The 21,827-nt window shown below is 75.5% G+C and carries 17 protein-coding genes and 1 riboswitch; of the genes, 15 read left to right on the forward strand and 2 right to left on the reverse strand.

Features of this window, described 5'->3' with window-relative positions:
* The first annotated feature begins 23 nt into the window (after nucleotides 1-23).
* The 9 genes from ACF061_RS30550 to cobI all read left to right on the forward strand — a co-directional run bounded on the left by ACF061_RS30550 (nucleotide 24) and on the right by cobI (nucleotide 12,905).
* Nucleotides 24-1,349, forward strand: coding sequence for an anion permease (locus ACF061_RS30550; RefSeq protein ID WP_392270242.1), 1,326 nt, complete (start codon nucleotides 24-26; stop codon nucleotides 1,347-1,349).
* 34 nt (nucleotides 1,350-1,383) lie between these two features.
* Nucleotides 1,384-1,614 carry a hypothetical protein gene (locus ACF061_RS30555; RefSeq protein ID WP_392270243.1) on the forward strand — a complete coding sequence of 77 codons (231 nt, stop codon included), beginning with the start codon at nucleotides 1,384-1,386 and terminating at the stop codon, nucleotides 1,612-1,614.
* Between the two features lie 217 nt (nucleotides 1,615-1,831).
* A riboswitch (cobalamin riboswitch) is annotated at nucleotides 1,832-1,908 on the forward strand.
* Nucleotides 1,909-2,028: 120 nt separating this feature from the next.
* Nucleotides 2,029-2,982, forward strand: coding sequence for a cobalamin biosynthesis protein (locus ACF061_RS30560; protein ID WP_392270244.1), 954 nt, complete (start codon nucleotides 2,029-2,031; stop codon nucleotides 2,980-2,982).
* Nucleotides 2,979-4,511 (forward strand): cobyric acid synthase, encoded by a 1,533-nt coding sequence (locus ACF061_RS30565; protein WP_392270245.1) that lies wholly within the window; start codon nucleotides 2,979-2,981, stop codon nucleotides 4,509-4,511. Before ACF061_RS30560 ends, ACF061_RS30565 begins: the two co-directional genes overlap by 4 nt.
* The gene (gene cobN / locus ACF061_RS30570) at nucleotides 4,508-8,161 is read left to right on the forward strand and encodes a cobaltochelatase subunit CobN (protein ID WP_392270246.1); all 3,654 of its coding nucleotides are present in this window, start codon (nucleotides 4,508-4,510) and stop codon (nucleotides 8,159-8,161) included. Before ACF061_RS30565 ends, cobN begins: the two co-directional genes overlap by 4 nt.
* The gene (locus ACF061_RS30575) at nucleotides 8,158-10,173 is read left to right on the forward strand and encodes a putative cobaltochelatase (protein ID WP_392270247.1); all 2,016 of its coding nucleotides are present in this window, start codon (nucleotides 8,158-8,160) and stop codon (nucleotides 10,171-10,173) included. Before cobN ends, ACF061_RS30575 begins: the two co-directional genes overlap by 4 nt.
* Nucleotides 10,173-10,772: a cob(I)yrinic acid a,c-diamide adenosyltransferase gene (cobO, locus tag ACF061_RS30580; RefSeq protein ID WP_392270248.1), complete on the forward strand. Its 600-nt coding sequence runs from the start codon at nucleotides 10,173-10,175 to the stop codon at nucleotides 10,770-10,772. Before ACF061_RS30575 ends, cobO begins: the two co-directional genes overlap by 1 nt.
* A 4-nt stretch (nucleotides 10,773-10,776) precedes the next feature.
* On the forward strand, nucleotides 10,777-12,177 hold the full coding sequence (locus ACF061_RS30585; protein ID WP_392270249.1) for a cobyrinate a,c-diamide synthase: 1,401 nt from the start codon (nucleotides 10,777-10,779) through the stop codon (nucleotides 12,175-12,177).
* Nucleotides 12,174-12,905 (forward strand): precorrin-2 C(20)-methyltransferase, encoded by a 732-nt coding sequence (gene cobI, locus ACF061_RS30590; RefSeq protein ID WP_392270250.1) that lies wholly within the window; start codon nucleotides 12,174-12,176, stop codon nucleotides 12,903-12,905. Before ACF061_RS30585 ends, cobI begins: the two co-directional genes overlap by 4 nt.
* A 32-nt stretch (nucleotides 12,906-12,937) precedes the next feature.
* Here the strand turns inward: cobI and ACF061_RS30595 are convergent, their stop codons facing one another.
* Entirely contained in the window at nucleotides 12,938-13,669 is a 732-nt protein-coding gene (locus ACF061_RS30595; protein ID WP_392270251.1) for a ZIP family metal transporter, read from the reverse strand.
* Between the two features lie 95 nt (nucleotides 13,670-13,764).
* Here ACF061_RS30595 and cobM point away from each other — a divergent pair, with 95 nt between their 5' ends.
* From cobM to cobC, 6 genes are read left to right on the forward strand one after another with little or no spacing between them, the layout of a single operon-like run.
* Entirely contained in the window at nucleotides 13,765-14,583 is an 819-nt protein-coding gene (gene cobM / locus ACF061_RS30600; protein WP_392270252.1) for a precorrin-4 C(11)-methyltransferase, read from the forward strand.
* Complete coding sequence (gene cbiE, locus ACF061_RS30605; RefSeq protein WP_392270253.1) at nucleotides 14,580-15,851, forward strand: precorrin-6y C5,15-methyltransferase (decarboxylating) subunit CbiE; 1,272 nt, start codon at nucleotides 14,580-14,582, stop codon at nucleotides 15,849-15,851. The genes cobM and cbiE overlap by 4 nt, the downstream gene beginning before the upstream one ends.
* On the forward strand, nucleotides 15,848-17,560 hold the full coding sequence (gene cobJ, locus ACF061_RS30610; protein WP_392270254.1) for a precorrin-3B C(17)-methyltransferase: 1,713 nt from the start codon (nucleotides 15,848-15,850) through the stop codon (nucleotides 17,558-17,560). The genes cbiE and cobJ overlap by 4 nt, the downstream gene beginning before the upstream one ends.
* Nucleotides 17,557-18,171 (forward strand): precorrin-8X methylmutase, encoded by a 615-nt coding sequence (locus ACF061_RS30615; protein ID WP_392270255.1) that lies wholly within the window; start codon nucleotides 17,557-17,559, stop codon nucleotides 18,169-18,171. Before cobJ ends, ACF061_RS30615 begins: the two co-directional genes overlap by 4 nt.
* Nucleotides 18,168-19,103, forward strand: a complete 936-nt coding sequence (locus ACF061_RS30620; protein ID WP_392270256.1) for a sirohydrochlorin chelatase — start codon at nucleotides 18,168-18,170, stop codon at nucleotides 19,101-19,103. The genes ACF061_RS30615 and ACF061_RS30620 overlap by 4 nt, the downstream gene beginning before the upstream one ends.
* Nucleotides 19,093-20,172 carry an Rv2231c family pyridoxal phosphate-dependent protein CobC gene (gene cobC / locus ACF061_RS30625; RefSeq protein WP_392270257.1) on the forward strand — a complete coding sequence of 360 codons (1,080 nt, stop codon included), beginning with the start codon at nucleotides 19,093-19,095 and terminating at the stop codon, nucleotides 20,170-20,172. Before ACF061_RS30620 ends, cobC begins: the two co-directional genes overlap by 11 nt.
* Nucleotides 20,173-20,679: 507 nt before the next feature.
* Here the strand turns inward: cobC and ACF061_RS30630 are convergent.
* Nucleotides 20,680-21,615, reverse strand: coding sequence for an SCO1860 family LAETG-anchored protein (locus tag ACF061_RS30630; RefSeq protein WP_392270258.1), 936 nt, complete (start codon nucleotides 21,613-21,615; stop codon nucleotides 20,680-20,682).
* Between the last annotated feature and the right edge of the window lie 212 nt (nucleotides 21,616-21,827).

The following is a 21,827-nucleotide window of genomic DNA, read 5'->3' on the forward strand; positions in this document are numbered from 1 at the left end:
CGCTCGAACGATTGCCTGGGTAAATGGAAAGCTTCTCGCTGATCCTCGCGATTGTGGTTGTAACCGCACTTGCGTTCGATTTCACGAACGGTTTCCACGACACCGCCAACGCGATGGCCACCACCATCTCGACCGGCGCGCTCAAGCCCAAGGTCGCGGTGGCCATGTCCGCCGCGCTGAACCTGGTGGGCGCCTTCCTCTCGGTGGAGGTCGCCAACACGATCTCCAAGGGCCTCGTCGACGAGGCCGGCATCCGTCCCGAGGTCATCTTCGCCGCCCTGGTGGGCGCGATCCTCTGGAACCTGCTGACCTGGCTGGTCGGGCTCCCGTCCAGCTCCTCGCACGCCCTGATGGGCGGTCTGATCGGCGCCACCATCGCCTCCGCCGGTACCGGGGCGGTGCACGGTGACGTCCTGGTCACCAAGGTCATGCTCCCGGCGGTCGCCGCCCCGGTCGTCGCGGGCGTCGCCGCGCTGGTCGCGACCCGGCTGTCGTACACCATCGGCGGGACGTCGGACGGCAGGGCGGCCGAAAAGGGTCACCGCATCGGGCAGATCGCCTCCGCCGGTCTGGTCTCGCTCGCCCACGGCACCAACGACGCGCAGAAGACGATGGGCATCATCACCCTCGCGCTGGTCGCCGGCGGCGCCGTCGCCCCCGGCTCCAACCCTCCCACCTGGGTCATCCTCTCGGCGGGCCTGGCCATCGCGCTCGGCACCTACATCGGCGGCTGGCGCATCATCCGCACCATGGGCAAGGGCCTGACCGACCTCCAGCCGCAGCAGGGCTTCGCCGCCCAGACCAGCGCGGCCGCGGCGATCCTGGCCTCCTCCCACCTCGGCTTCTCGCTCTCCACCACGCACGTCGTCTCCGGCTCGGTGATGGGCGCGGGGCTGGGCCGCAAGGGCGGGGTGGTCCGCTGGTCCACCGCGGGCCGCATGGCCGTCGCCTGGGTGCTGACGCTGCCGGCCGCCGCCCTGGTGGGCGCCGGCGCGGAGGCCGTGACCGGCCTCGGCGACTGGGGCACCGCGCTGGTCGCCGTGTTCCTGATCGCCTCCAGCGCGGCGATCTGGAAGATCTCCCGCCGCCAGGTCGTCGACCACACCAACGTCAACGGCACCGGGGAACCGGCCGGCGTGGTGACCCAGGCGATCGCCGCCGTGGCCCCGCCCCCGGCCGCCCCGGCCGCCGAGGCCCCCGCCACCGAGCCCGCCACCCCGCTCGCCGACGCCCCGGTCCTCACCGGCGGCCTCACCGTGACGATCCCCGCCCCGGCGTCCGCGCCCGTCATCGACATCGACCCGACGCCCACGGCGACCCCCGCGGCCCCGCCGGCCGCGGCCGTCTGAGTCCCGCACCCCGGTTCCCCAAGGAAGCATCCTCATGAAGATCGACTGGGCGGCCCTCGGCTCCGTCTTCGGCGTCAGCCTCGTGGTCACCGTGGGCCTCGTGGCCCTGTTCACCCTCGGCATCGCCGGCCTCTCCCGCCGGGAGCGGGCCGTCGCCCAGGGCAGTGGCGGCGGGGCGCTCGCGGTCACCGGCGCCTACCTCTGCTTCGCGGCGTGCGCCGCCGCCGTCGCCTACGGCCTCAACCTGATCATCGGCAAGGGCTGAGCGCCCCTCAGCCCCGGACGCCACTTCCAGCCACTCCCGTCCCGCCCCGCGCCGGCCGCCGTGAAACGGCCCGCGCGGGGCTCCGCGCCGTTCCGCGCCGCGGACCCGGGGCGGAGCGCGGTGTGGGCCTCATCTCAGTACCCCTGCGCAGGTCAACGGCAAGTTGACGGGCGTTCGCGGTGCGTGGTGGACTTCCGGGGCCATGTACGGCGGCAGGAGAGGAAGCCCGGTGCGAATCCGGCGCGGTCCCGCCACTGTGACCGGGGAGGAACCCTCCCCGGGAGCCAGGAACTCTCACCGCCGGTCTCGTCGAACCAGGGCGTGGACACCCTGAGTGAGGACATATCGCCATGCGCGGCTGCCGACCGAGGTTCCCCAGCGACTCCGTGACCGACCCCGCGGCCGGCTGAACCGATGGGTGCCGATCGCGTCTTCGCGTACGGCGCCGCCGCCGGCCTCCTCGGTGACCTGCTCCTGGGCGATCCGCGCCACGGGCACCCGGTCGCCGCGTTCGGCCGTGCCGCGGGCGCCGTGGAGCGCGTGCTGTGGCGGGACCACCGTGGGTGGGGCGCCCTGCACACCGTCGTGTGCGCCGGTGGCGCCGCCGCGCTCGGCGCCGGCGCCGCGCGCGCCGTACGCGCCTTCCCCGCCGCCTCCGTCGCGCTGACCGGCGTCGCCACCTGGGCCGTGGTGGGGGGCACCTCCCTCGCCCGCGAGGCCCGGGCCATCGGGCGGGCGCTGGAGTCCGGCGACGTCGAGGCCGCCCGGGCGCGGCTGCCGCACCTGTGCGGACGCGACCCGCAGGCGCTGGACGCCGACGGGATCGCCCGGGCCGTCGTCGAGTCCGTCGCCGAGAACACCTCGGACGCGGTCGTCGGGGCGCTCGCCTGGGGCGCCCTGGCGGGCGTGCCGGGGCTGCTCGGGTTCCGGGCCGTCAACACGCTCGACGCGATGGTCGGGCACAAGTCGCCCAGGTACCGGCGCTACGGCTGGGCCTCCGCCCGGCTCGACGACCTGGCCGGCTGGCCGGGGGCGCGGCTGACCGCCGTCCTGGCCACCGTGGCCGGCGGCGATCCGCGCGGGGCGGCGCGCGCCTGGCGCGCCGACGCCGCCAAGCACCCGAGCCCCAACGCCGGTCCGGTCGAGGCCTCGTTCGCGGGGGCGCTCGGCGTGCGGCTGGGCGGCACGTTGTCGTACGCGGGGCGCGTGGAGCACCGGCCGGTGCTCAACGGAGGCGGGCGCGCCGTCCGGGCGGGCGACATCGACCGGGCCGTACGGCTCTCCCGGCGCGTGAGCTGGCTCGCGCTCGGCACGTGCGCCGCCGCGGGTCTCCTGCGCAACCGTCTGACGAAGGGACGTACGTCATGAGCGGCGGTCTGCTCGTCGCCGGAACCACCTCCGACGCGGGCAAGAGCGTCGTCACGGCCGGGATCTGCCGGTGGCTGGCACGTCAGGGCGTCGAGGTCGCGCCGTTCAAGGCGCAGAACATGTCCCTGAACTCCTTCGTCACCCGTGAGGGCGCCGAGATCGGGCGGGCGCAGGCCATGCAGGCGCAGGCGTGCCGGATCGAGCCGACCGCGCTGATGAACCCGGTGCTGCTCAAGCCGGGCGGCGAGCAGAGCAGCCAGGTGGTGCTGCTGGGCAGGCCGGTCGGCGAGCTGAGCGCCCGCGGCTACCACGGCGGGCGGCAGCAGCGGCTCCTCGGGACCGTGCTGGACTGCCTGGCCGAACTGCGGGACACCTACGACGTGGTGGTCTGCGAGGGGGCGGGCAGCCCGGCGGAGATCAACCTGCGCCGGACCGACATCGTCAACATGGGCATCGCGCGAGGGGCGCGGCTGCCGGTGCTCGTCGTCGGGGACATCGACCGCGGCGGCGTCTTCGCCTCCTTCTTCGGCACGCTCGCCCTGCTGTCCCCCGAGGACCAGGAGCTGGTCGCCGGGTTCCTCGTGAACAAGTTCCGCGGCGACGTCTCCCTGCTCGAACCCGGGCTCGACATGCTGCACGGCCTGACCGGCCGGAGCACCTACGGAGTCCTGCCGTTCCGGCACGGGCTCGGCATCGACGAGGAGGACGGGCTGCGCGTGTCCCTGCGGGGCGCGGTCAGGGAGTCGGCGGTCGCCCCGCCGGTCGGCGAGGACGTGCTGCGGGTCGCCGTCTGCGCGGTGCCGCTGATGTCCAACTTCACCGACGTGGACGCGCTGGCCGCCGAGCCGGGAGTCGTCGTGCGGTTCGTGGACCGGCCCGAGGAGCTGGCCGACGCCGACCTCGTCGTGCTGCCGGGCACCCGGGGGACGGTACGGGCGCTGGACTGGCTGCGGGAGCGGGGGCTCGCCGACGCGCTGCGGCGCAGGGCCGCCGAGGGGCGGCCCGTCCTGGGCATCTGCGGCGGCTTCCAGGTGCTCGGCGAGCACATCGAGGACGAGGTCGAGAGCCGCCGCGGGCACGTCGACGGGCTGGGCCTGCTGCCCGTGCGGGTCCGTTTCGCCCGCGAGAAGACCCTGGCCCGGCCGTCCGGCGAGGCCCTGGGCGAGCGGGTCGAGGGGTACGAGATCCACCACGGGGTCGCCGAGGTCACCGGCGGTCAGACGTTCTTCTCCGACGGCGACGGACACGGCCTGGACGGTTGCCGGGCGGGTTCCGTCTGGGGCACGCACTGGCACGGCTCACTGGAGTCGGACGGTTTCCGGCGCGCCTTCCTGCGCGTGGTGGCCGCCACCGCGGGCCGCCGTTTCACCCCTGCGCCGGACACCTCGTTCGCCGCGCTGCGCGAGGAGCAGCTCGACCGGCTCGGCGACCTGATCGAACAGCACGCGGACACGGACGCGCTGTGGCGGCTCATCGAGTCCGGCGCGCCACGAGGACTGCCCTTCATTCCACCGGGAGCGCCCGCATGAGCACAGTGTTGTTGTTGTCGACCGCCGACACCGATCTGCTGGCGGCCCGGGCCTCCGGCGCCTCCTACCGGATCGGCAACCCGACCCGGGTGGACGTGGCCGGCGAGCTGCCCGCGCTGCTGGCCGGCGCCGACATCGCCGTCGTACGCCTGCTCGGCGGCAAGCGCGCCTGGGAGGACGGGCTCGCCGCGCTGAAGGCGTCCGGCGTGCCGACCGTCCTGCTGGGCGGCGAGGCCGTGCCGGACGCGGAGCTGATGGCCGACTCCTCCGTCCCGGCGGGCGTGGTGGCCGAGGCCCTGCGCTACCTCGTCGAGGGCGGCCCCGCCAACCTCACCGAGCTGGCCCGGTTCCTGTCCGACACGGTGCTGCTGACCGGCGAGGGCTTCGAGGAACCGCGGCGGATGCCGGAGTACGGCGTCCACGGCGAGCGTGCCCTCGTGCCCGGCCGCCCGACGGTCGGCGTGCTCTTCTACCGCGCCCACCAACTGAGCGGCAACACCGCCTTCGTGGACACCCTGTGCGACGCGATCGAGGCGCACGGCGCCAACGCGCTGCCCGTGTACTGCGGTTCGCTGCGCGGCGCCGACCCGGCGCTCTTCGAGCTGCTGTCCCGGGCCGACGCGCTGGTCGCCACCGTCCTCGCCGCCGGCGGCACGCACGCCTCGCGGGCGTCCGCCGGCGGTGACGAGGAGGCGTGGGACGTCGGCGCGCTCGCGGACCTGGACGTGCCCGTCCTCCAGGGGCTCTGCCTGACCTCCTCGCGGGACGCCTGGGAGGCGTCCGACGCCGCGCTGTCCCCCATGGACGCGGCGATGCAGGTCGCCATCCCCGAGTTCGACGGCCGGCTGATCACCGTCCCGTTCTCCTTCAAGGAGCAGGGGCCGGACGACGTCCCGGTGTACGTGGCGGACCCCGAGCGGGCCTCGCGGGTCGCCGGAATCGCCGTACGGCACGCCCGGTTGAGGCACAAGCCCAACGCGGAGAAGCGGATCGCGCTGGTCTTCACCGCCTACCCGACCAAGCACTCGCGGGTCGGCAACGCCGTCGGCCTGGACACCCCCGCCTCCGCGGTGCGGGTCCTGGACGCGCTGCGGGAGGCGGGGTACTCGCTGACCGAGTACCCCTCCGGCGGCGACGAGCTGATCCACCGGCTGATCGCGGCCGGCGGCCACGACGTGGAGTGGCTGACGGAGGAACAGCTCGCCGCCGCCCCGGCGCGGGTGCCGCTCGCCGACTACCGGTCCTGGTTCGAGAGGCTGGACCCCGGCCTGCGGGCGGCGATGACCGAGGCGTGGGGCGAGCCGCCGGGCTCGCTGTACGTCGACGGCGAGGACATCGTGCTCGCCTCCCTGCGGTTCGGGAACGTCGTCGTGATGATCCAGCCGCCGCGCGGCTTCGGCGAGAACCCGATCGCGATCTACCACGACCCGGACATGCCGCCCTCGCACCACTACCTGGCGGCCTACCGGTGGCTGGAGAACAGCTTCGGCGCCGACGCGATCGTGCACATGGGCAAGCACGGCACGATGGAGTGGCTGCCGGGCAAGGGACTCGGCCTCAGCGGGGGATGCGCCCCGGACGCGGTCCTCGGCGACCTGCCTCTGGTCTACCCCTTCATCGTCAACGACCCCGGCGAAGGCACCCAGGCCAAGCGGCGCGGCCACGCCACGGTCGTCGACCACCTCGTCCCGCCGATGGCGCGCGCCGACACCTACGGCGACCTGGCCAAGCTGGAGCAGCTGCTCGACGAGTACGCGCTCGTCTCCGACCTGGACCCGGCCAAGGCCCCGGCCGTGCGGGCCCAGATCTGGACCCTGGTCAAGGCCGCCGAGCTCCACCATGACCTGCACGTGGCCGAGCAGCCGGACGACGACGAGTTCGACGAGTTCGTCATGCACATCGACGGCTATCTGTGCGAGATCAAGGACGTGCAGATCAGGGACGGTCTGCACGTCCTGGGCGGCGGTCCGGTCGGCGAACCGCGGGTGAACCTGGTCCTCGCGGTGCTGCGCGCCTCCCAGGTGTGGGGCGGGCGGGCCGACGCGCTGCCGGGGCTGCGGGCGACGCTCGCCGAGCACTTCGGACTGGTGGAGAAGGAGCTGCTGGCCGAGCCGGGGGCGCAGGTGAAGGCGCCGGCGGAGCTGACCGGCCTGGTGGACGGTCCGGCCCGTACGGCGGCGGACGTGATCGACCTGCTGGAGCAGCTGTGCCGGCGGCTCGCGGAGGGACTGGAGGCGCGCGGCTGGGCGACGGACGCGAGCGCGGCCCTGGTGCGGGAGGTGCTGGGCCGTGAACTCCCGGCCGCGGTCGCCGTGCTGGAGTTCGCCTGCGCCGAGGTCGTGCCCCGGCTGGCCCGGACGACGGACGAGATCGGGCACGTCCTGCGTGCGCTGGACGGCGGTTACGTCCCGGCCGGGCCCTCCGGCTCGCCCACCCGCGGCCTGGTCAACGTCCTGCCGACCGGGCGGAACTTCTACTCGGTCGACCCCAAGGCGATCCCGTCCAGGCTGAGCTGGGAGGTCGGGCAGTCGCTCGCGGACTCCCTCGTGCAGCGCTACCTGCGGGACACCGGCGAGTACCCGAAGTCGGTCGGGCTGACCGTCTGGGGCACGTCCGCGATGCGCACCCAGGGCGACGACATCGCCGAGATCCTGGCGCTGCTGGGCTGCCGCCCGGTGTGGGACGACGCCTCGCGCCGGGTCACCGGCTTCGAGGTGGTCCCCCTGGCGGAGCTGGGCCGGCCCCGCATCGACGTCACGGTCCGCATCTCCGGGTTCTTCCGGGACGCGTTCCCGCACGTCGTGGGGCTGATCGACGACGCGGTGCGGGCGGTCGCGGAACTGGACGAGCCGGCCGGGCGGAACTACGTGAAGGCCCACGCCGACGAGGACACCGCCGAGCACGGCGACCGGCGGCGCGCCACCGCCCGGGTCTTCGGCTCCAAGCCGGGTGCGTACGGCGCGGGACTGCTGCCGCTGATCGACGCGCGGAACTGGCGCTCGGACGCGGACCTCGCCGAGGTGTACGCGGTGTGGGGCGGCTACGCGTACGGGCGCGGGCTGGACGGGCGGGCGGCGCGCGGGGACATGGAGACCGCGTTCCGGCGCATCGCGGTCGCCGCGAAGAACGTCGACACCCGTGAGCACGACCTCGTCGACGCCGACGACTACTTCCAGTACCACGGCGGCATGGTCGCCATGGTCCGGCACCTGACCGGCGCGAGCCCGGAGGCGTACGTCGGCGACTCCGCCGTGCCCGACCAGGTCAGGACCCGCACGCTGGGCGAGGAGACCCACCGGGTCTTCCGTGCCCGGGTGGTCAATCCGCGCTGGATGGCGGCCATGCGGCGGCACGGCTACAAGGGCGCCTTCGAGATGGCGGCGACCGTCGACTACCTCTTCGGCTACGACGCCACGGCGGGCGTGGTCGACGACTGGATGTACGAGAAGCTCAGCGCCGAGTACGTCTTCGACGCCGAGAACCGGGACTTCATGAAGAAGTCCAACCCATGGGCGCTGCGCGGCATCACGGAGCGGCTGCTGGAGGCCGCCGACCGGGGGCTGTGGGCCGAGCCGGACGCGGACACGCTGGAGCGGCTGCGCGCCACCTACCTGGAACTCGAGGGCGACCTGGAGGGCGACGAGAAGTGAGTACCCCCTTTCCGTTCACGGCCGTCGTCGGCCAGGACGACCTGCGGCTCGCGCTGCTGCTGAACGCCGTCTCCCCGGCGGTCGGCGGGGTGCTGGTGCGCGGCGAGAAGGGCACCGCGAAGAGCACCGCGGTGCGCGCGCTCTCCGCGCTGCTTCCCGAGGTGGACGTCGTGGCCGGGTGCCGTTTCTCCTGCGACCCCGGCTCGCCCGACCCGGCGTGCCCGGACGGGCCGCACGAGCCGGGCGCCTACGAGTCACGGGCGGCGCGGATGGTCGAACTGCCCGTCGGCGCCTCGGAGGACCGGCTGGTGGGCGCCCTGGACATCGAGCGGGCGCTCGCCGAGGGCGTGAAGGCCTTCGAGCCCGGTCTGCTCGCCGGCGCGCACCGGGGCATCCTCTACGTCGACGAGGTCAACCTCCTGCACGACCACCTCGTCGACCTGCTGCTGGACGCGGCGGCGATGGGCGCCTCCTACGTCGAGCGCGAGGGCGTGTCCGTGCGGCACGCGGCGCGGTTCCTGCTGGTGGGGACCATGAACCCGGAAGAGGGCGAGCTGCGGCCGCAGTTGCTGGACCGGTTCGGGCTGACTGTCGAGGTGGCGGCCTCCCGGGAGCCGGATCAGCGGGTGGAGGTCGTGCGGCGCCGGCTGGCGTACGACGACGATCCGGCCGGTTTCGCGGCGCGCTGGGCGGGCGAGGAGAGCGCGGTACGGGCCCGGATCGCGGCCGCGCGGGAGCTGCTGCCGCGGGTCCGGCTCGGCGACGGGGCGCTGCGGCAGATCGCGGCGACCTGTGCCGCCTTCGAGGTGGACGGCATGCGCGCCGACATCGTGATGGCCCGGACCGCGACCGCGCTGGCCGCCTGGGCCGGCCGGACCGACGTGCTCGCCGAGGACGTGCGGCAGGCCGCGCTGCTGGCCCTGCCGCACCGGCGGCGGCGCAATCCCTTCGACGCGCCCGGTCTCGACGAGGACAAGCTCGACGAGACCCTCCAGGAGTTCGGCGGAGGACAGGACGACGATCCCGATCCCGGTCCGGACGGCCCCGGCGGGGGCGGCGGGCCCGCGCCCGAGGACGGCGGACCGCACGGTGGCGACACCGCCGCTCGGCCCGAGGCCGGTGACGACGGCGGAGAGCCGCAGCCGTCCGGCGCGGGTGCGGGCGAGCGGTCCCCGGCACGCGCCTCGGAGCCCTTCCGCACCAAGGCGCTCAGCGTTCCGGGCATCGGTGAGGGCGCTGCCGGGCGGCGGTCCCGGGCGCGGACCGAGCACGGGCGGACGACCGGGGCGCGCCGGCCCCGGGGCACGCTGACCAAGCTGCACCTGGCGGCGACCGTGCTGGCCGCCGCACCGCACCAGCGGGCGCGCGGGCGCAGCGGCCCGGGGCTGGTGGTGCGCCGCGACGATCTGCGGCAGGCGGCCCGGGAGGGGCGCGAGGGGAACCTCGTGCTGTTCGTGGTGGACGCGTCGGGGTCGATGGCGGCACGGCAGCGGATGGGCGCGGTGAAGGGCGCCGTGCTGTCGCTGCTGCTCGACGCCTACCAGCGGCGGGACAAGGTGGGGCTGGTGACGTTCCGCGGCAGGGACGCCGAGGTGGCGCTGCCGCCGACCTCGTCGGTCGACGCGGCCGCGGCCCGGCTGGAGTCGCTGCCGACGGGCGGGCGTACGCCGCTGGCGGCCGGGCTGCTCAGGGCGCACGAGGTGCTCCGGGTGGAGCGGCTGCGGGACCCGGCGCGGCGGGCGCTGGTGGTCGTGGTGACCGACGGGCGGGCCACCGGCGGTCAGGAGCCGGTGGCCCTGGCCGGGCGTGCCGCGCGGCTGTTCGCCGCCGAGGGGACCGCCTGTGTGGTCGTGGACTGCGAGTCGGGACCGGTACGGCTGGGGCTGGCCGGCCGACTCGCCGGTGAACTCGGCGGTACGGCGGTGACGTTGGACGAGCTGCGGGCGGACAGCATCGCCGGGCTGGTGCGGGACGTGCAGGGAGCGCAGGGGACTTCGAGGAGGGCCGCGTAATGCCGCAGGGACAGCCGAGCGTCGTACCGGAGGACGGGCTGACGACGCGTCAGCGGCGCAACCGGCCGCTCGTGGTCGTGCACACCGGGATCGGCAAGGGCAAGTCCACCGCCGCCTTCGGGCTGGCGCTGCGCGCCTGGAACCAGGGCTGGCCGATCGGGGTGTTCCAGTTCGTCAAGTCGGCGAAGTGGAAGGTCGGCGAGGAGAACGCGCTCAGGGTGCTCGGGGCCTCCGGCCAGGGCGGGAGCGTCGACTGGCACAAGATGGGCGAGGGCTGGTCGTGGGTCCAGCGGGACGCCCAGATGGACAACGAGGCCAAGGCCCGTGAGGGCTGGGAGCAGGTCAAGCGGGACCTGGCCGCCGAGACGTACCGGCTGTACGTGCTCGACGAGTTCGCGTACCCGATGCACTGGGGCTGGGTGGACACCGACGAGGTCGTCGAGGTGCTCCGCGACCGGCCGGGGACCCAGCACGTGGTGATCACCGGGCGGAACGCGCCGGCCGGGCTGGTGGACCTCGCCGATCTCGTCACCGACATGTCCAAGGTCAAGCACCCCATGGACGTGGGTCAGAAGGGCCAGCGGGGCATCGAGTGGTGACTCCGTGCTGACCTCCTCCTCGTCGTCCGTCGCCCGGCTGGTCGTCGCCGCGCCGGCCTCCGGCAGCGGCAAGACCACCGTCGCCACCGGCCTGATGGCCGCGCTGGCCCGGCGGGGGCTCGCCGTGTCGCCGCACAAGGTCGGGCCGGACTACATCGACCCCGGGTACCACGCGCTCGCCACCGGGCGGACGGGGCGCAACCTGGACGCCTTCCTGTGCGGGCCCGAGCTGGTCGGGCCGTTGTTCCTGCACGGCGCGCGCGGGTGCGACATCGCGGTCGTCGAGGGCGCGATGGGGCTGTTCGACGGAGCCGCCGGCCACGGTGAGCTGGCCTCCACCGCGCAGGTGGCCGAGCTGCTGCGGGCGCCCGTGGTGCTCGTCGTGGACGCGTCCGCGCAGTCGCGGTCGGTGGCCGCGCTGGTGCACGGGTTCGTGACGTGGGACCCGCGGGTGCGGATCGGGGGCGTGATCCTCAACAAGGTCGCCTCGGACCGGCACGAGGCGCTGTTGCGGGAGGCCCTGGAGTCGGTGGGGGTGCCGGTGCTGGGGGTGCTGCGGCGGGCGCCGCAGGTGGACACCCCGTCCCGGCACCTGGGCCTGGTGCCGGTCGCCGAGCGTCGGGCCGCGGCGGTCGAGGCGGTCGAGGCGATGGGCGCCCAGGTCGAGGCGGGGTGCGATCTGGAGGCCCTGGTCGCGCTGGCGCGCGGTGCGGGGGCTTTGCCGGGCGCGGCCTGGGACGCGGCCGAGGCGGTGGCCTCCGCGCTGCCGCCGGTCGCGGCCGGCCGGGGCCCGAGGGCGAGGATCGCCGTCGCCGGCGGCGCCGCCTTCACCTTCTCCTACGCCGAGCACGCCGAGCTCCTGGCCGCCGCCGGGGCGGAGGTGGTCACCTTCGATCCGCTGCGTGAGGAGCGGCTGCCCGAGGGGACCAGCGGCCTGGTCGTGGGGGGCGGTTTCCCCGAGGTGTACGCCGCCGAGCTGTCCGCGAACGAGTCGCTGCGCGGGGACGTCGGCGCCCTCGCGCGCGCCGGCGCCCCGGTCGCCGCCGAGTGCGCCGGGCTGCTGTACCTGTGCCGGGAGCTGGACGGGCGGCCGATGTGCGGGGTGCTGGACGCGGCCGCGCGGATGACAGAGCGGCTCACCCTCGGATACCGGGACGCCGTGGCCGTCACCGACAGCGTGCTCGCCGCCGCCGGGGAGCGGATGCGCGGGCACGAGTTCCACCGGACCGTCGTCGAGCCGGGCTCGGGGACGGGCCCGGCGGCTCCCGCCTGGGGCGTGCGCGTCCCCACCCGGCGGGTCGAAGGTTTCGTGCAGCGCAACGTGCACGCGAGTTATCTGCACACGCACTGGGCCGGCGCGCCCGGTGCCGCCCGTCGGTTCGTGGAGAGGTGCCGGACGTCATGAGCAGCAGGCTGGTCGGAGTCGGGGTCGGTCCCGGCGATCCGGAGCTGGTGACCGTCAAGGGCGTGGGCGCGCTGCGCGCGGCCGACGTCGTCGTCGTCCCCGTGATGGACACCGGGGAGCGCGGGCGCGCGGAGGCGACCGTGCTGCACTACGTGCCCGCCAAGAAGGTCGTGCGGGTGGTGTTCGCGCTGAACGAGCGGTCGGACCGGGGCCGCCGCGAGGCCGCCTGGGACGCCGCCGGGGAGCGGGTCGCCGGGCTGCTGCGCGGGCACGGCTCGGTCGCGTTCGCCACCATCGGCGATCCGAACGTGTACTCGACCTTCACCTATCTCGCGCAGACCGTCGCCGAGCTGGTGCCGGGGGTCGTGGTGGAGACCGTGCCGGGCATCACCGCCATGCAGGACCTGGCGGCGCGCTCGGGGGCGGTGCTCACCGAGGGGACCGAGCCGCTGACGCTGGTGCCGGTGACCGCGGGGACGGCCGTGCTGGAGAACGCGCTGAAGGGGCCCGGGACGGTCGTCGCCTACAAGTTCGGGCGGCAGGCGCGGGAGGTCGCCGAGGCGCTGCGGGACAGCGGGCGGCTCGCCGACGCCGTGTGGGGGTCGGCGCTGGGGCTGCCGGAGGAGTCGATCCGGCCGGCCGCCGATCTGGACGGCGCCGCGCTGCCGTACCTGTCGACGCTCATCGCGCCCGCGCGGCGCGAGGGCGGACGGGGCGGCAAGCTGTGAGCCGTGCCCGGCGCCCGTTCCCCGGGGCCCGCTCACGCCGCCAGGCCCACCACGGCCCAGATGAAGGCCACGCCGGTGAGCGTGCACAGCAGGGTGGAGCGGGCCGGGTGCTCGTGGTGGGCCTCGGGCAGGATCTCGGCCGCCGCGAGGTAGAGCAGCACGCCGCCGAAGAGGCCGAGATAGCCGCCGAGGAACCACTCCGGGATGGTGATGAACGCGGTCGAGGCGGCGCCCACCAGGGGCGCCAGGGCATCCGCGAGGAGCATCGCGACGGCCTTGCGGCGTGCGTTGCCGTACAGGCTGGTGAGGGTGAAGGTGTTGAAGCCGTCGGCGAAGTCGTGGGCGACGACGGCGAGCGCGACGGCGGCGGCCATGGAGCCGCCCACCTGGAAGGCCGCGCCGATCGCCACGCCGTCCATGGCGCTGTGACCGACCATCGCGGCCGCCGCCGTGAGGCCCACCTCGGGCGCGCGGTGGTTGTGCGCCTCGTCGCCGCCGTGCGCGGCCTGCCGGGCGGCCAGCAGCCGCTCGACCAGGTGGGCCAGGAGGAAGCCGGCCACGAACAGCAGCAGGGCCGCCGGTACGCCGAACACCTCGCGGCCCGCGGCGCGCAGCGCCTCGGGCAGCAGGTCCAGGCCGACCACGCCCAGCATCAGGCCGCCCGCCAGTCCGAGGACCAGGTGGCGACGATCGGTCACCCGCTGTGCCGTCCAGCCGCCGGCCAGCGTCATCAGGAACGCGCCGAGCGCGACGAAGACCGCCATGTGCCCTTGCTATCCGATCGACCCCCGATCGCGCACATCCGGCCCCCTCTGGACCACCACACACCATGACAATCCGTACGGAAGGACCCGACCCCATGGCCGATGCCCCCACCGGCAAGGTGACCTTCGTCGGTGCCGGTCCCGGCGCCGCCGACCTGCTGACGTTCCGCGCCGCGCGGGCGATCGCCGAGGCCGACGTCGTGATCTGGGCGGCCAGCCTGGTGCAGGCCGAGGTCCTCGAGCACGCCCGCGAGGGCGCCGAGATCCTGGACTCCGCGACCATGTCCCTGGAGGACGTCGTCGCCGTGTACGAGCGGGCCCGCGCCGAGGGCCTGAAGGTGGCCCGCATCCACTCCGGCGACCCGGCCCTGTGGGGCGGCACGCAGGAGCAGCTCGACCGGTGCGCGGCGCTCGGCATCGACACCGAGGTCGTCCCCGGTGTCTCGGCGTTCTCCGCCGTCGCCGCGCTGGCGCGGCGCGAGCTGACCATTCCCGAGGTGGCGCAGTCGGTGGTCCTGACCCGGCTGGGCGGCGGCAAGACGCCGATGCCGCCGGGCGAGGAGGTCCGCGAGTTCGCCCGGCACGGCACCACCATGGCGATCTTCCTGTCGGCGGCGCGCAGCGGCCAGCTGGTGCGGGAACTGCTGGAGGGCGGCTACCCGACGGCCACGCCGGTGGTGGTGGCGTACCAGGCGACCTGGCCGGAGGAGCTGGTGGTGCGGTGCACGATCGGGACGCTGGAGGAGACGGTCAAGGAGCACAGGCTCTGGAAGCACACGCTCTTCCTGGTCGGCCCGGCGCTCGACGCGCACGGCACCCGCTCGCACCTGTACCACCCGGGCCACTTCCACGGTTACCGCAAGGCCGACCCCGAGGCCCGCAGGGCCCTGCGCGAGCGGGGTGCGAGCACGTGATCACGGTCGTCGGCACCGGTACCGGGACGCCGCCGGCGGCGGACCTGCTCGCCGGGGCGGAGCTCGTCGTGGGCGGCCGGCGGCACCTGGACGCCGTACGGCTGCCGGAGGGGGCCGAACGGGTGGTGCTGGGGCCGCTGGCACCCGCTCTCGACGTCATCGGGGAGTACCTCGACGCCGAGCGGCGGGTGGTCGTGCTGGCCTCCGGCGACCCCGGCTTCTTCGGGATCGTGCGGGCGCTGGCCGAACGGTTCGGGTCCGGGCGGCTGGACGTCCGTCCGGGCGTCTCCTCCGTCGCCGCCGCCTTCGCCCGGATCGGGCTGCCCTGGGACGACGCGGTGGTCGTGAGCGCGCACGGACGCGAGCTGCGCACGGCCGTCAACGTGTGCCGGGCCCGGCCCAAGGTCGCCGTGCTGACCGGGCCGGGCGCCGGGCCGGCCGAGCTGGGTGCGGCACTCGCCGGCGACTCGGGCGACCGGGTGCTGGTCGTCGCCTGCGCGCTCGGCGAGGCCGGCCGGGAGCGCGTGGAACGGGTCACGCCCGCCGAGGCGGCCGCCCGGGACTGGGGCACGGCGGTCAGCGTGGTGCTGTGCCTGGACGAGTCGCGGGCGCTGGGCGCCGCGCGGACGGTCGCGGGCGCCCCGGCGCACCCGGCGGGCTGGGCGCCGGCCGAGGAGGCGTTCGCGCACCGCGACTCGATGATCACCAAGTTCGAGGTGCGGGCGCTGGCCCTGGCCCGGCTCGGGCCGCGCCTGGGCGACCTGGTGTGGGACGTCGGCGCCGGCTCGGGGTCGGTGGCCGTGGAGTGCGCGCGGCTCGGCGCGGCCGTCGTCGCGGTCGAGAGGACCGCCGACGGGGCCGAGCGGGTACGCGCCAACGCCGCCGCCCACGGGGTGGACGTGACCGTGCTGCACGGATCGGCGCCCGGGGCGCTGACCGGGCTCGGTGACGACCCGGACGCCGTGTTCGTCGGCGGCGGGGGGCGCGAGCTGCCCGCGATCGTCGCCGCGTGCGCGCGCCGGGCCCGGCGGACCGTCGTCGTCGCCCTGGCCGCGCTCGACCGGGTGCCGGCCGCGCGCCGGGCGCTCGCCGAGGCCGGGTTCGCCTGCGACGGGGTGCTGTTGCAGTCCTCCCGGCTCGCGCCGCTGCCGGGGGACGTGACCCGGCTGGCGGCGACCAATCCCGTCTTCCTGCTGTGGGGCGTGCGATCCGCGGCGCCCACGGCATCCCCGGCACCCACCGGGTTCAGAGAAGGAGTTGCTCAGTGATCGGCCTCATTTCCGCCACCGCGGCGGGCGCGGCTGCGCGGGACCGGCTGGCGGCCGCGTGGCCGGACCGTACGCGGGTGTACGACGGGCCCGCCGGGGACGCCGTACGGACCGCCTTCGCCGAGTGCGAGCAGTTGGTGTGCTTCCTCGCGACGGGCGCGGTCGTCCGGCTGATCGCGCCGCTGCTGGGGGACAAGACCGCCGACCCCGGTGTGGTCTGCGTGGACGAGGGCGGCCGGTTCGCCGTGTCGCTGGTCGGCGGGCACGGCGGCGGGGCGAACGAACTGGCCGCCGCCGTCGGCGGGGTGCTGGGCGCCGAGCCGGTGGTGACGACGGCGACGGACTCCGTGGGAATGGCCGGTCTCGACACGCTGGGACTGCCGGTGGAGGGGGACGTGGCCGGGGTGTCGCGGGCGCTGCTGGACGGCGAGGCCGTCGTCCTCGACGCCGAGGTGCCGTGGCCGCTGCCGCCGCTGCCGGTGGCCGCCCAGGGGTCGTACGCCGTCCGTGTCACCGACCGCGCCGTCGAACCCGCCGAGCGGGAGGCGCTGTTGCGGCCGCCGTCCCTCGTGGTCGGGGTGGGCGCCTCCCGGGGCGTGCCGGAGGCGGAGGTGCTGGAGCTGGTCGAGGGCGTGCTGCGGGACGCCGGGCTGTCCGCGCGGTCGGTCGCCGAGCTGGCCACCGTCGACGCCAAGGCCGACGAGCCTGGCCTGGTCGCGGCGGCCGGGCGACTGGGCGTGCCCCTGGTGACGTACTCCGCCGAGGAACTGGCCCGGGTGCCGGTGCCCCATCCGTCCGACGCGCCGCTCGCCGCGGTCGGCACGCCCTCCGTCGCGGAGGCCGCCGCGCTGCTGCGCGGCGGCGAACTCCTGGTCCCCAAGCGGAAGTCGCGGCGCGCGGACGGGCGGCCGGCGATGGCCACCTGCGCGGTGGTACGGCGGCCCGTGCGCGGGCGGCTCGCGGTGGTCGGCCTCGGCCCGGGCGCCCGGGACCTGCTGACCCCGCGCGCCGCGGCCGAACTGCGGCGCGCCTCCGTGCTGGTGGGGCTCGACCAGTACGTCGACCAGATCCGCGACCTGCTGCGGCCCGGCACCCGGATCCTGGAGTCCGGACTGGGCGCGGAGGAGGAACGGGCGCGCACGGCGGTCGCCGAGGCGCGCCGGGGACATGCCGTCGCGCTGATCGGCAGCGGGGACGCCGGGGTGTACGCCATGGCCTCCCCCGCGCTCGCCGAGGCCTCGGACGACATCGACGTGCTGGGCGTCCCGGGAGTCACGGCGGCGCTCGCGGCCGGGGCCGTCCTCGGCGCGCCGCTCGGCCACGACCACGTGTCGATCAGCCTGTCCGACCTGCACACGCCGTGGGAGGTCATCGAGCGGCGGGTGCGGGCGGCGGCCGAGGCCGATCTCGTCGTGACCTTCTACAACCCCCGCTCCCGGGGGCGCCACTGGCAGCTCCCCGAGGCGCTGGCGGTCCTCGGCGGGCACCGGGAGCCGACCACGCCGGTCGGTGTCGTGCGCAACGCCTCGCGGCCCGACGAGTCCAGCCGGCTGACGACGCTGGCGGAACTGGACCCGTCGACGGTCGACATGATGACGGTCGTGACCGTGGGCAACACCGCGACCCGCGAGATCGCGGGCCGCATGGTCACCCCGCGCGGCTACCGCTGGCAGAACGGCCGGGAGACCCGGCAGGAGGAGGCCCGGTGAACCGCGTCGTCCATCCGATCGAGCAGGAGTCGTTCCGGCGGCTGCGGGCCCGTCTGGACACCTCGCACCTCGCGCCGTTGACCCGGGCGGTGACGGAGCGGGTGATCCACTCCTCCGCCGACCTGGCCTACGCCGACGACCTCGTCATGGACGAGGACGAACTGGTGCGGGCGCACGCGGCGCTGCACGCCGGGGCGCCGGTGGTCGTGGACGTGGAGATGGTGGCCGCCGGGATCACCCGGCGCGACACCGTCTGCCGGCTGGGGGACGCCAGCTCCGGTCCCGGCATGACCCGTTCGGCGCACGCGATCCGCCTCGCCCACGAGGAGGTCGGCCCGGGCGCCCTGTGGGTGATCGGCTGCGCGCCGACCGCCCTGGAGGAACTGCTGACGCTGGACGCCTCCCCCGCGCTCGTCATCGGCCTGCCCGTCGGTTTCGTCGGCGCAGCCGAGTCCAAGGCCGCGTTGCGAGAGAGCGGGCTGCCCGCCGTGAGCAACGTGTCCGAGAAGGGCGGTTCGGCGGTCGCCGCCGCCGCGCTCAACGCCCTGCTCTACCACCCCGTATCCCCCATCCCGTCCGTTCCGCCCGCCGCACCCGAGGAGACCCAGTGACCACCCCGACGCCGCCCGCCCTGCTCATCGCCGGTCACGGCACCCGGGACGACGCCGGAGCCGAGGCGTTCCGCGACTTCGTGCGGGAGCTGGCGCGCCGCCACCCCGAACTGCCGGTCGCCGGCGGCTTCATCGAGCTCTCCCCGCCACCGCTGGGCGAGGCGGTCGCCGAACTGGTGGAGCGCGGTGTGCGCCGGTTCGCCGCCGTACCGCTGATGCTGGTGTCCGCCGGGCACGCCAAGGGCGACATCCCCGCGGCGCTGGCCCGTGAGAAGGAACGGCACCCGGGCATCTCCTACGCCTACGGCCGCCCGCTGGGGCCCCACCCCGCGCTGCTGTCGGTGCTGGAGCGGCGGCTCGACCAGGCTCTGGAGGGCACGGCCGGGGAGCGGTCCGAGGTGACCGTGCTGCTGGTCGGACGCGGCTCGACCGACCCGGACGCCAACGCGGAGGTGTTCAAGGCGGCCCGGCTGCTGTGGGAGGGGCGCGGGTACGCGAACGTGGAGACGGCGTTCGTGTCGCTGGCGGCGCCGGACGTGCCGGGCGGGCTCGACCGCTGCGCGCGGCTGGGCGCGAAGCGGATCGTGGTCCTGCCGTACTTCCTGTTCACCGGCATCCTGCCGGAACGGGTGCGGCGGCAGACGGCCGAGTGGGCGGCCGCGCACCCGGAGGCCGAGGTGCTGTCGGCCGACGTCATCGGTCCTGAGCCGGAGCTGCTGGACCTGGTGATGGAGCGGTACGCGGAGGCGGTGGAGGGCGATCTGCGGATGAACTGCGACACGTGCGTGTACCGCGTCGCGCTGCCCGGCTTCGAGGACAAGGTGGGGCTGCCCCAGCAGCCGCACTTCCACCCGGACGACGACGGCCACCACCACGACGGCCACCACGGCCACCACCATCACGGCGGCCACGCCCACTCGCATGCGCACTGACGACGGCGTGCCCGCCGGCGGGTACGACCTGCGCCATCACGGCGACGCCGAGGTGCGGGGCGACGGTTCCGCGCTGGTCGACCTCGCCGTGAACGTGCGCGCGGACACACCGCCGGCGTGGCTGCGGAAGCGGATCGCCGACTCGCTCGACTCCCTCGCGGCCTACCCGGACGGGCGGGCCGCGCGGGCGGCGGTGGCGGCGCGGCACGGGCTGCCGGCCGAGCGGGTGCTGCTGACCGCGGGGGCGGCGGAGGCGTTCGTCCTGCTGGCGCGAGCGCTGAAGGTCCGTCGGCCGGTCGTGGTGCATCCGCAGTTCACGGAGCCGGAGGCGGCGCTGCGGGACGCCGGGCACACCGTCGACCGGGTGCTGCTGCGGGCGGCGGACGGCTTCCGGCTCGACCCGGCGGACGTCCCCGAGGACGCGGACCTCGTGGTGATCGGCAACCCGACCAACCCGACGTCCGTGCTGCACCCCGCCGCCGCGATCGCCCGACTGGCCCGGCCCGGGCGGACCCTGGTGGTCGACGAGGCCTTCATGGACGCGGTGCCGGGCGAACGGGAGGCGCTGGCCGGGCGGACGGACGTGCCCGGCCTGGTGGTGCTGCGCAGCCTGACCAAGACGTGGGGGCTGGCCGGGCTGCGGATCGGGTACGTCCTGTCCGAGCCCGGGATCATCGCCGCGCTGGAGCGGGCCCAGCCGTTGTGGCCGGTGTCCACGCCGGCGTTGGCGGCGGCGGTGGCGTGCGTGGAGCCGCGGGCGCTGGCGGAGGCGGCGCGCGCGGCGCACCTCATCACCGCGGAACGCGCCCATCTGGTGGCGGGCCTGGCCTCCTTCTCCGGACGCGGCGTACGGGTGGCCGGACCGGCCGAGGGCCCGTTCGTGCTGGTCCGGGTGGAGGGGGCGGCCGGGGTACGGCGACGGCTGCGCGAGCTGGGGTACGCCGTGCGGCGCGGGGACACCTTCCCGGGGCTGGACGAGGAGTGGCTGCGGCTCGCGGTCAGGGACCCGGGGACGGCCGAGGGGTTCCTGCGCGCGCTGGAAAGGGCGCTGGCCCCGCGGGCGGGGTGAGCGGCCCGGGGCCCACCCCGGGCCCGCGCGGCTCGGGGCCGCGCGACTCGGTGGGCCCGCCCTCATCGGTGGGCCCGCCCTCATCGGTGGGCCCGCCCTCATCGGTGGGCCCGCTCGGATCGGGCCCGCGCGACTCGGTGGGGCCGGCCGGTGCCTCGCCCCGAGTCCGCCCGACTCGTGGGGCCGGTCAGTGCTCCCGCGCCGTGCCCCGCCCGGTGCCCCGACAGGCCCCCGGTCCGGTCCGGTTCGGCCCGCCCGGCCCCCCCGCCCGAGCGCCGGGTGGGCGAAGGAGTCCTCGCCCGGCACTCCGGGCGAAGAGATCCTCGCTCAGCCTTCCGCGCGAAGAGGTTACCGCCCGGAGCCCCCTCCCGGCCGCGCTCGGCGGGCGCCGGGGCGCCGTCCGGCGCCGGACGGACCGAGGAGGTGCCGGGCCTTCCCGTCCGCGGTCCGCTCCGGCCTGTCAGGACCGGGCCGGGCCCTCGACCGCTCCGCCCGCGACGAGTGGCCTCAGCCCCTCCGCCTGCGCGTCAGCGCCACGGCCCCGCCGCCCGCCGCCAGCAGCACCGCCGAACCGCCCGCGAGGTACGGCGTCAGCGAGCCGCCGCCCGTTTCGGCCAGGTCGGTCCCGCCGGTCGGCGCGGGCTTCGCGGGCGCGCCCTGGGGCTTCACCTCGGCGGCCGGCGCGGTCGTGGAGGCGGCCGGTTCGGCCTGCTTCACCGGGGCCTTCGGGGACTCGCAGGTGGCCCGGGCGAGGGTGAGCGTCCCCTCGACCTCCGCGACGTTGAGCTTCAGCGGGTTGACGGAGACCTCGAGCCGCAGGGCCGTCGCCGCGGCCGTGCGGGAGGTCGTCGCCCGCTCGGAGAGGTCGAGGCGGACCTCCCCCACGCCCGGCACCTCGACGTCGGTCGTGCCGCCGGCGGTGAGCGTGACCCTCTTGCCGAGCACCGTCACGGCGCCCAGGACGTCGCTGCTCGCCACCGGCGGCTTGCCGGCCTCGCAGGTCGCCTTCGAGGTGATCTGGTCGACCTCGATGACGGACAGCAGCGGCAGGCCCGGAACGTGGACGCGGGCGTGGGCGAGTTCGACGCTGCCCTCCGCCCTGCTCGCCGAGACGGTCGCGTCCGCCTTCGCCACGTCCGCGCGCACGACGCTGAACGGCTTTCCGCCGTCGACGCCGTCCAGCCGGGCGGTCAGCGCGGTCTGCCGGGCGCTCCGCGGCGCCTGGACCTCGTTCAGGGAGACGGTGAGCGGCACGTTCACCGTCTTGTTGAGCAGGGACACGTCGAGGCCGGTGCGCAGCACGGAGGCGCTCGCGCGGCCGTGGTCGGCGCTCGCGTGCGCGGCACCCGCCCCGGTCAGTGCCGCCGGGCCGGCGGCGAGGGCGGTGACCGCGGCGACGGCGGCGCAGCGGCGCGCGGGCGTGCGGAAGGTGTGGCCGTTCAAGGTGTGGGACCCCCAGAGAAGAGTGCTTGGGACCCGGCAAGAATTACGCACTCAGAGTGAACGGTCAGCGATCCTGCGTGACTTCACTCCATCGTGGGGTTTCCGGCCTTCTTTTCGATTCTTTCGGCACAGATGTTCCTCCGTGTCACTCGCACACCGCCCCGCGTACGAACGCACTGGTTGACGCACCGGCGCACACGACGGGGTGCACA

The organism is Streptomyces sp. NPDC015220 (assembly GCF_043079345.1).
Taxonomy (GTDB): Bacteria; Actinomycetota; Actinomycetes; order Streptomycetales; family Streptomycetaceae; genus Streptomyces.

Bases quoted from the DNA above. Each gene is read 5' to 3' on its own strand.
- ACF061_RS30550 (WP_392270242.1), top strand. From the start codon at position 24: ATGGAAAGCTTCTCGCTGATCCTCGCGATTGTGGTTGTAACCGCACTT.
- ACF061_RS30555 (WP_392270243.1), top strand. From the start codon at position 1,384: ATGAAGATCGACTGGGCGGCCCTCGGCTCCGTCTTCGGCGTCAGCCTC.
- ACF061_RS30560 (WP_392270244.1), top strand. From the start codon at position 2,029: ATGGGTGCCGATCGCGTCTTCGCGTACGGCGCCGCCGCCGGCCTCCTC.
- ACF061_RS30565 (WP_392270245.1), top strand. From the start codon at position 2,979: ATGAGCGGCGGTCTGCTCGTCGCCGGAACCACCTCCGACGCGGGCAAG.
- cobN (WP_392270246.1), top strand. From the start codon at position 4,508: ATGAGCACAGTGTTGTTGTTGTCGACCGCCGACACCGATCTGCTGGCG.
- cobO (WP_392270248.1), top strand. From the start codon at position 10,173: ATGCCGCAGGGACAGCCGAGCGTCGTACCGGAGGACGGGCTGACGACG.
- cobI (WP_392270250.1), top strand. From the start codon at position 12,174: ATGAGCAGCAGGCTGGTCGGAGTCGGGGTCGGTCCCGGCGATCCGGAG.
- ACF061_RS30595 (WP_392270251.1), bottom strand. From the start codon at position 13,669: ATGGCGGTCTTCGTCGCGCTCGGCGCGTTCCTGATGACGCTGGCCGGC.
- cobM (WP_392270252.1), top strand. From the start codon at position 13,765: ATGGCCGATGCCCCCACCGGCAAGGTGACCTTCGTCGGTGCCGGTCCC.
- cobC (WP_392270257.1), top strand. From the start codon at position 19,093: ATGCGCACTGACGACGGCGTGCCCGCCGGCGGGTACGACCTGCGCCAT.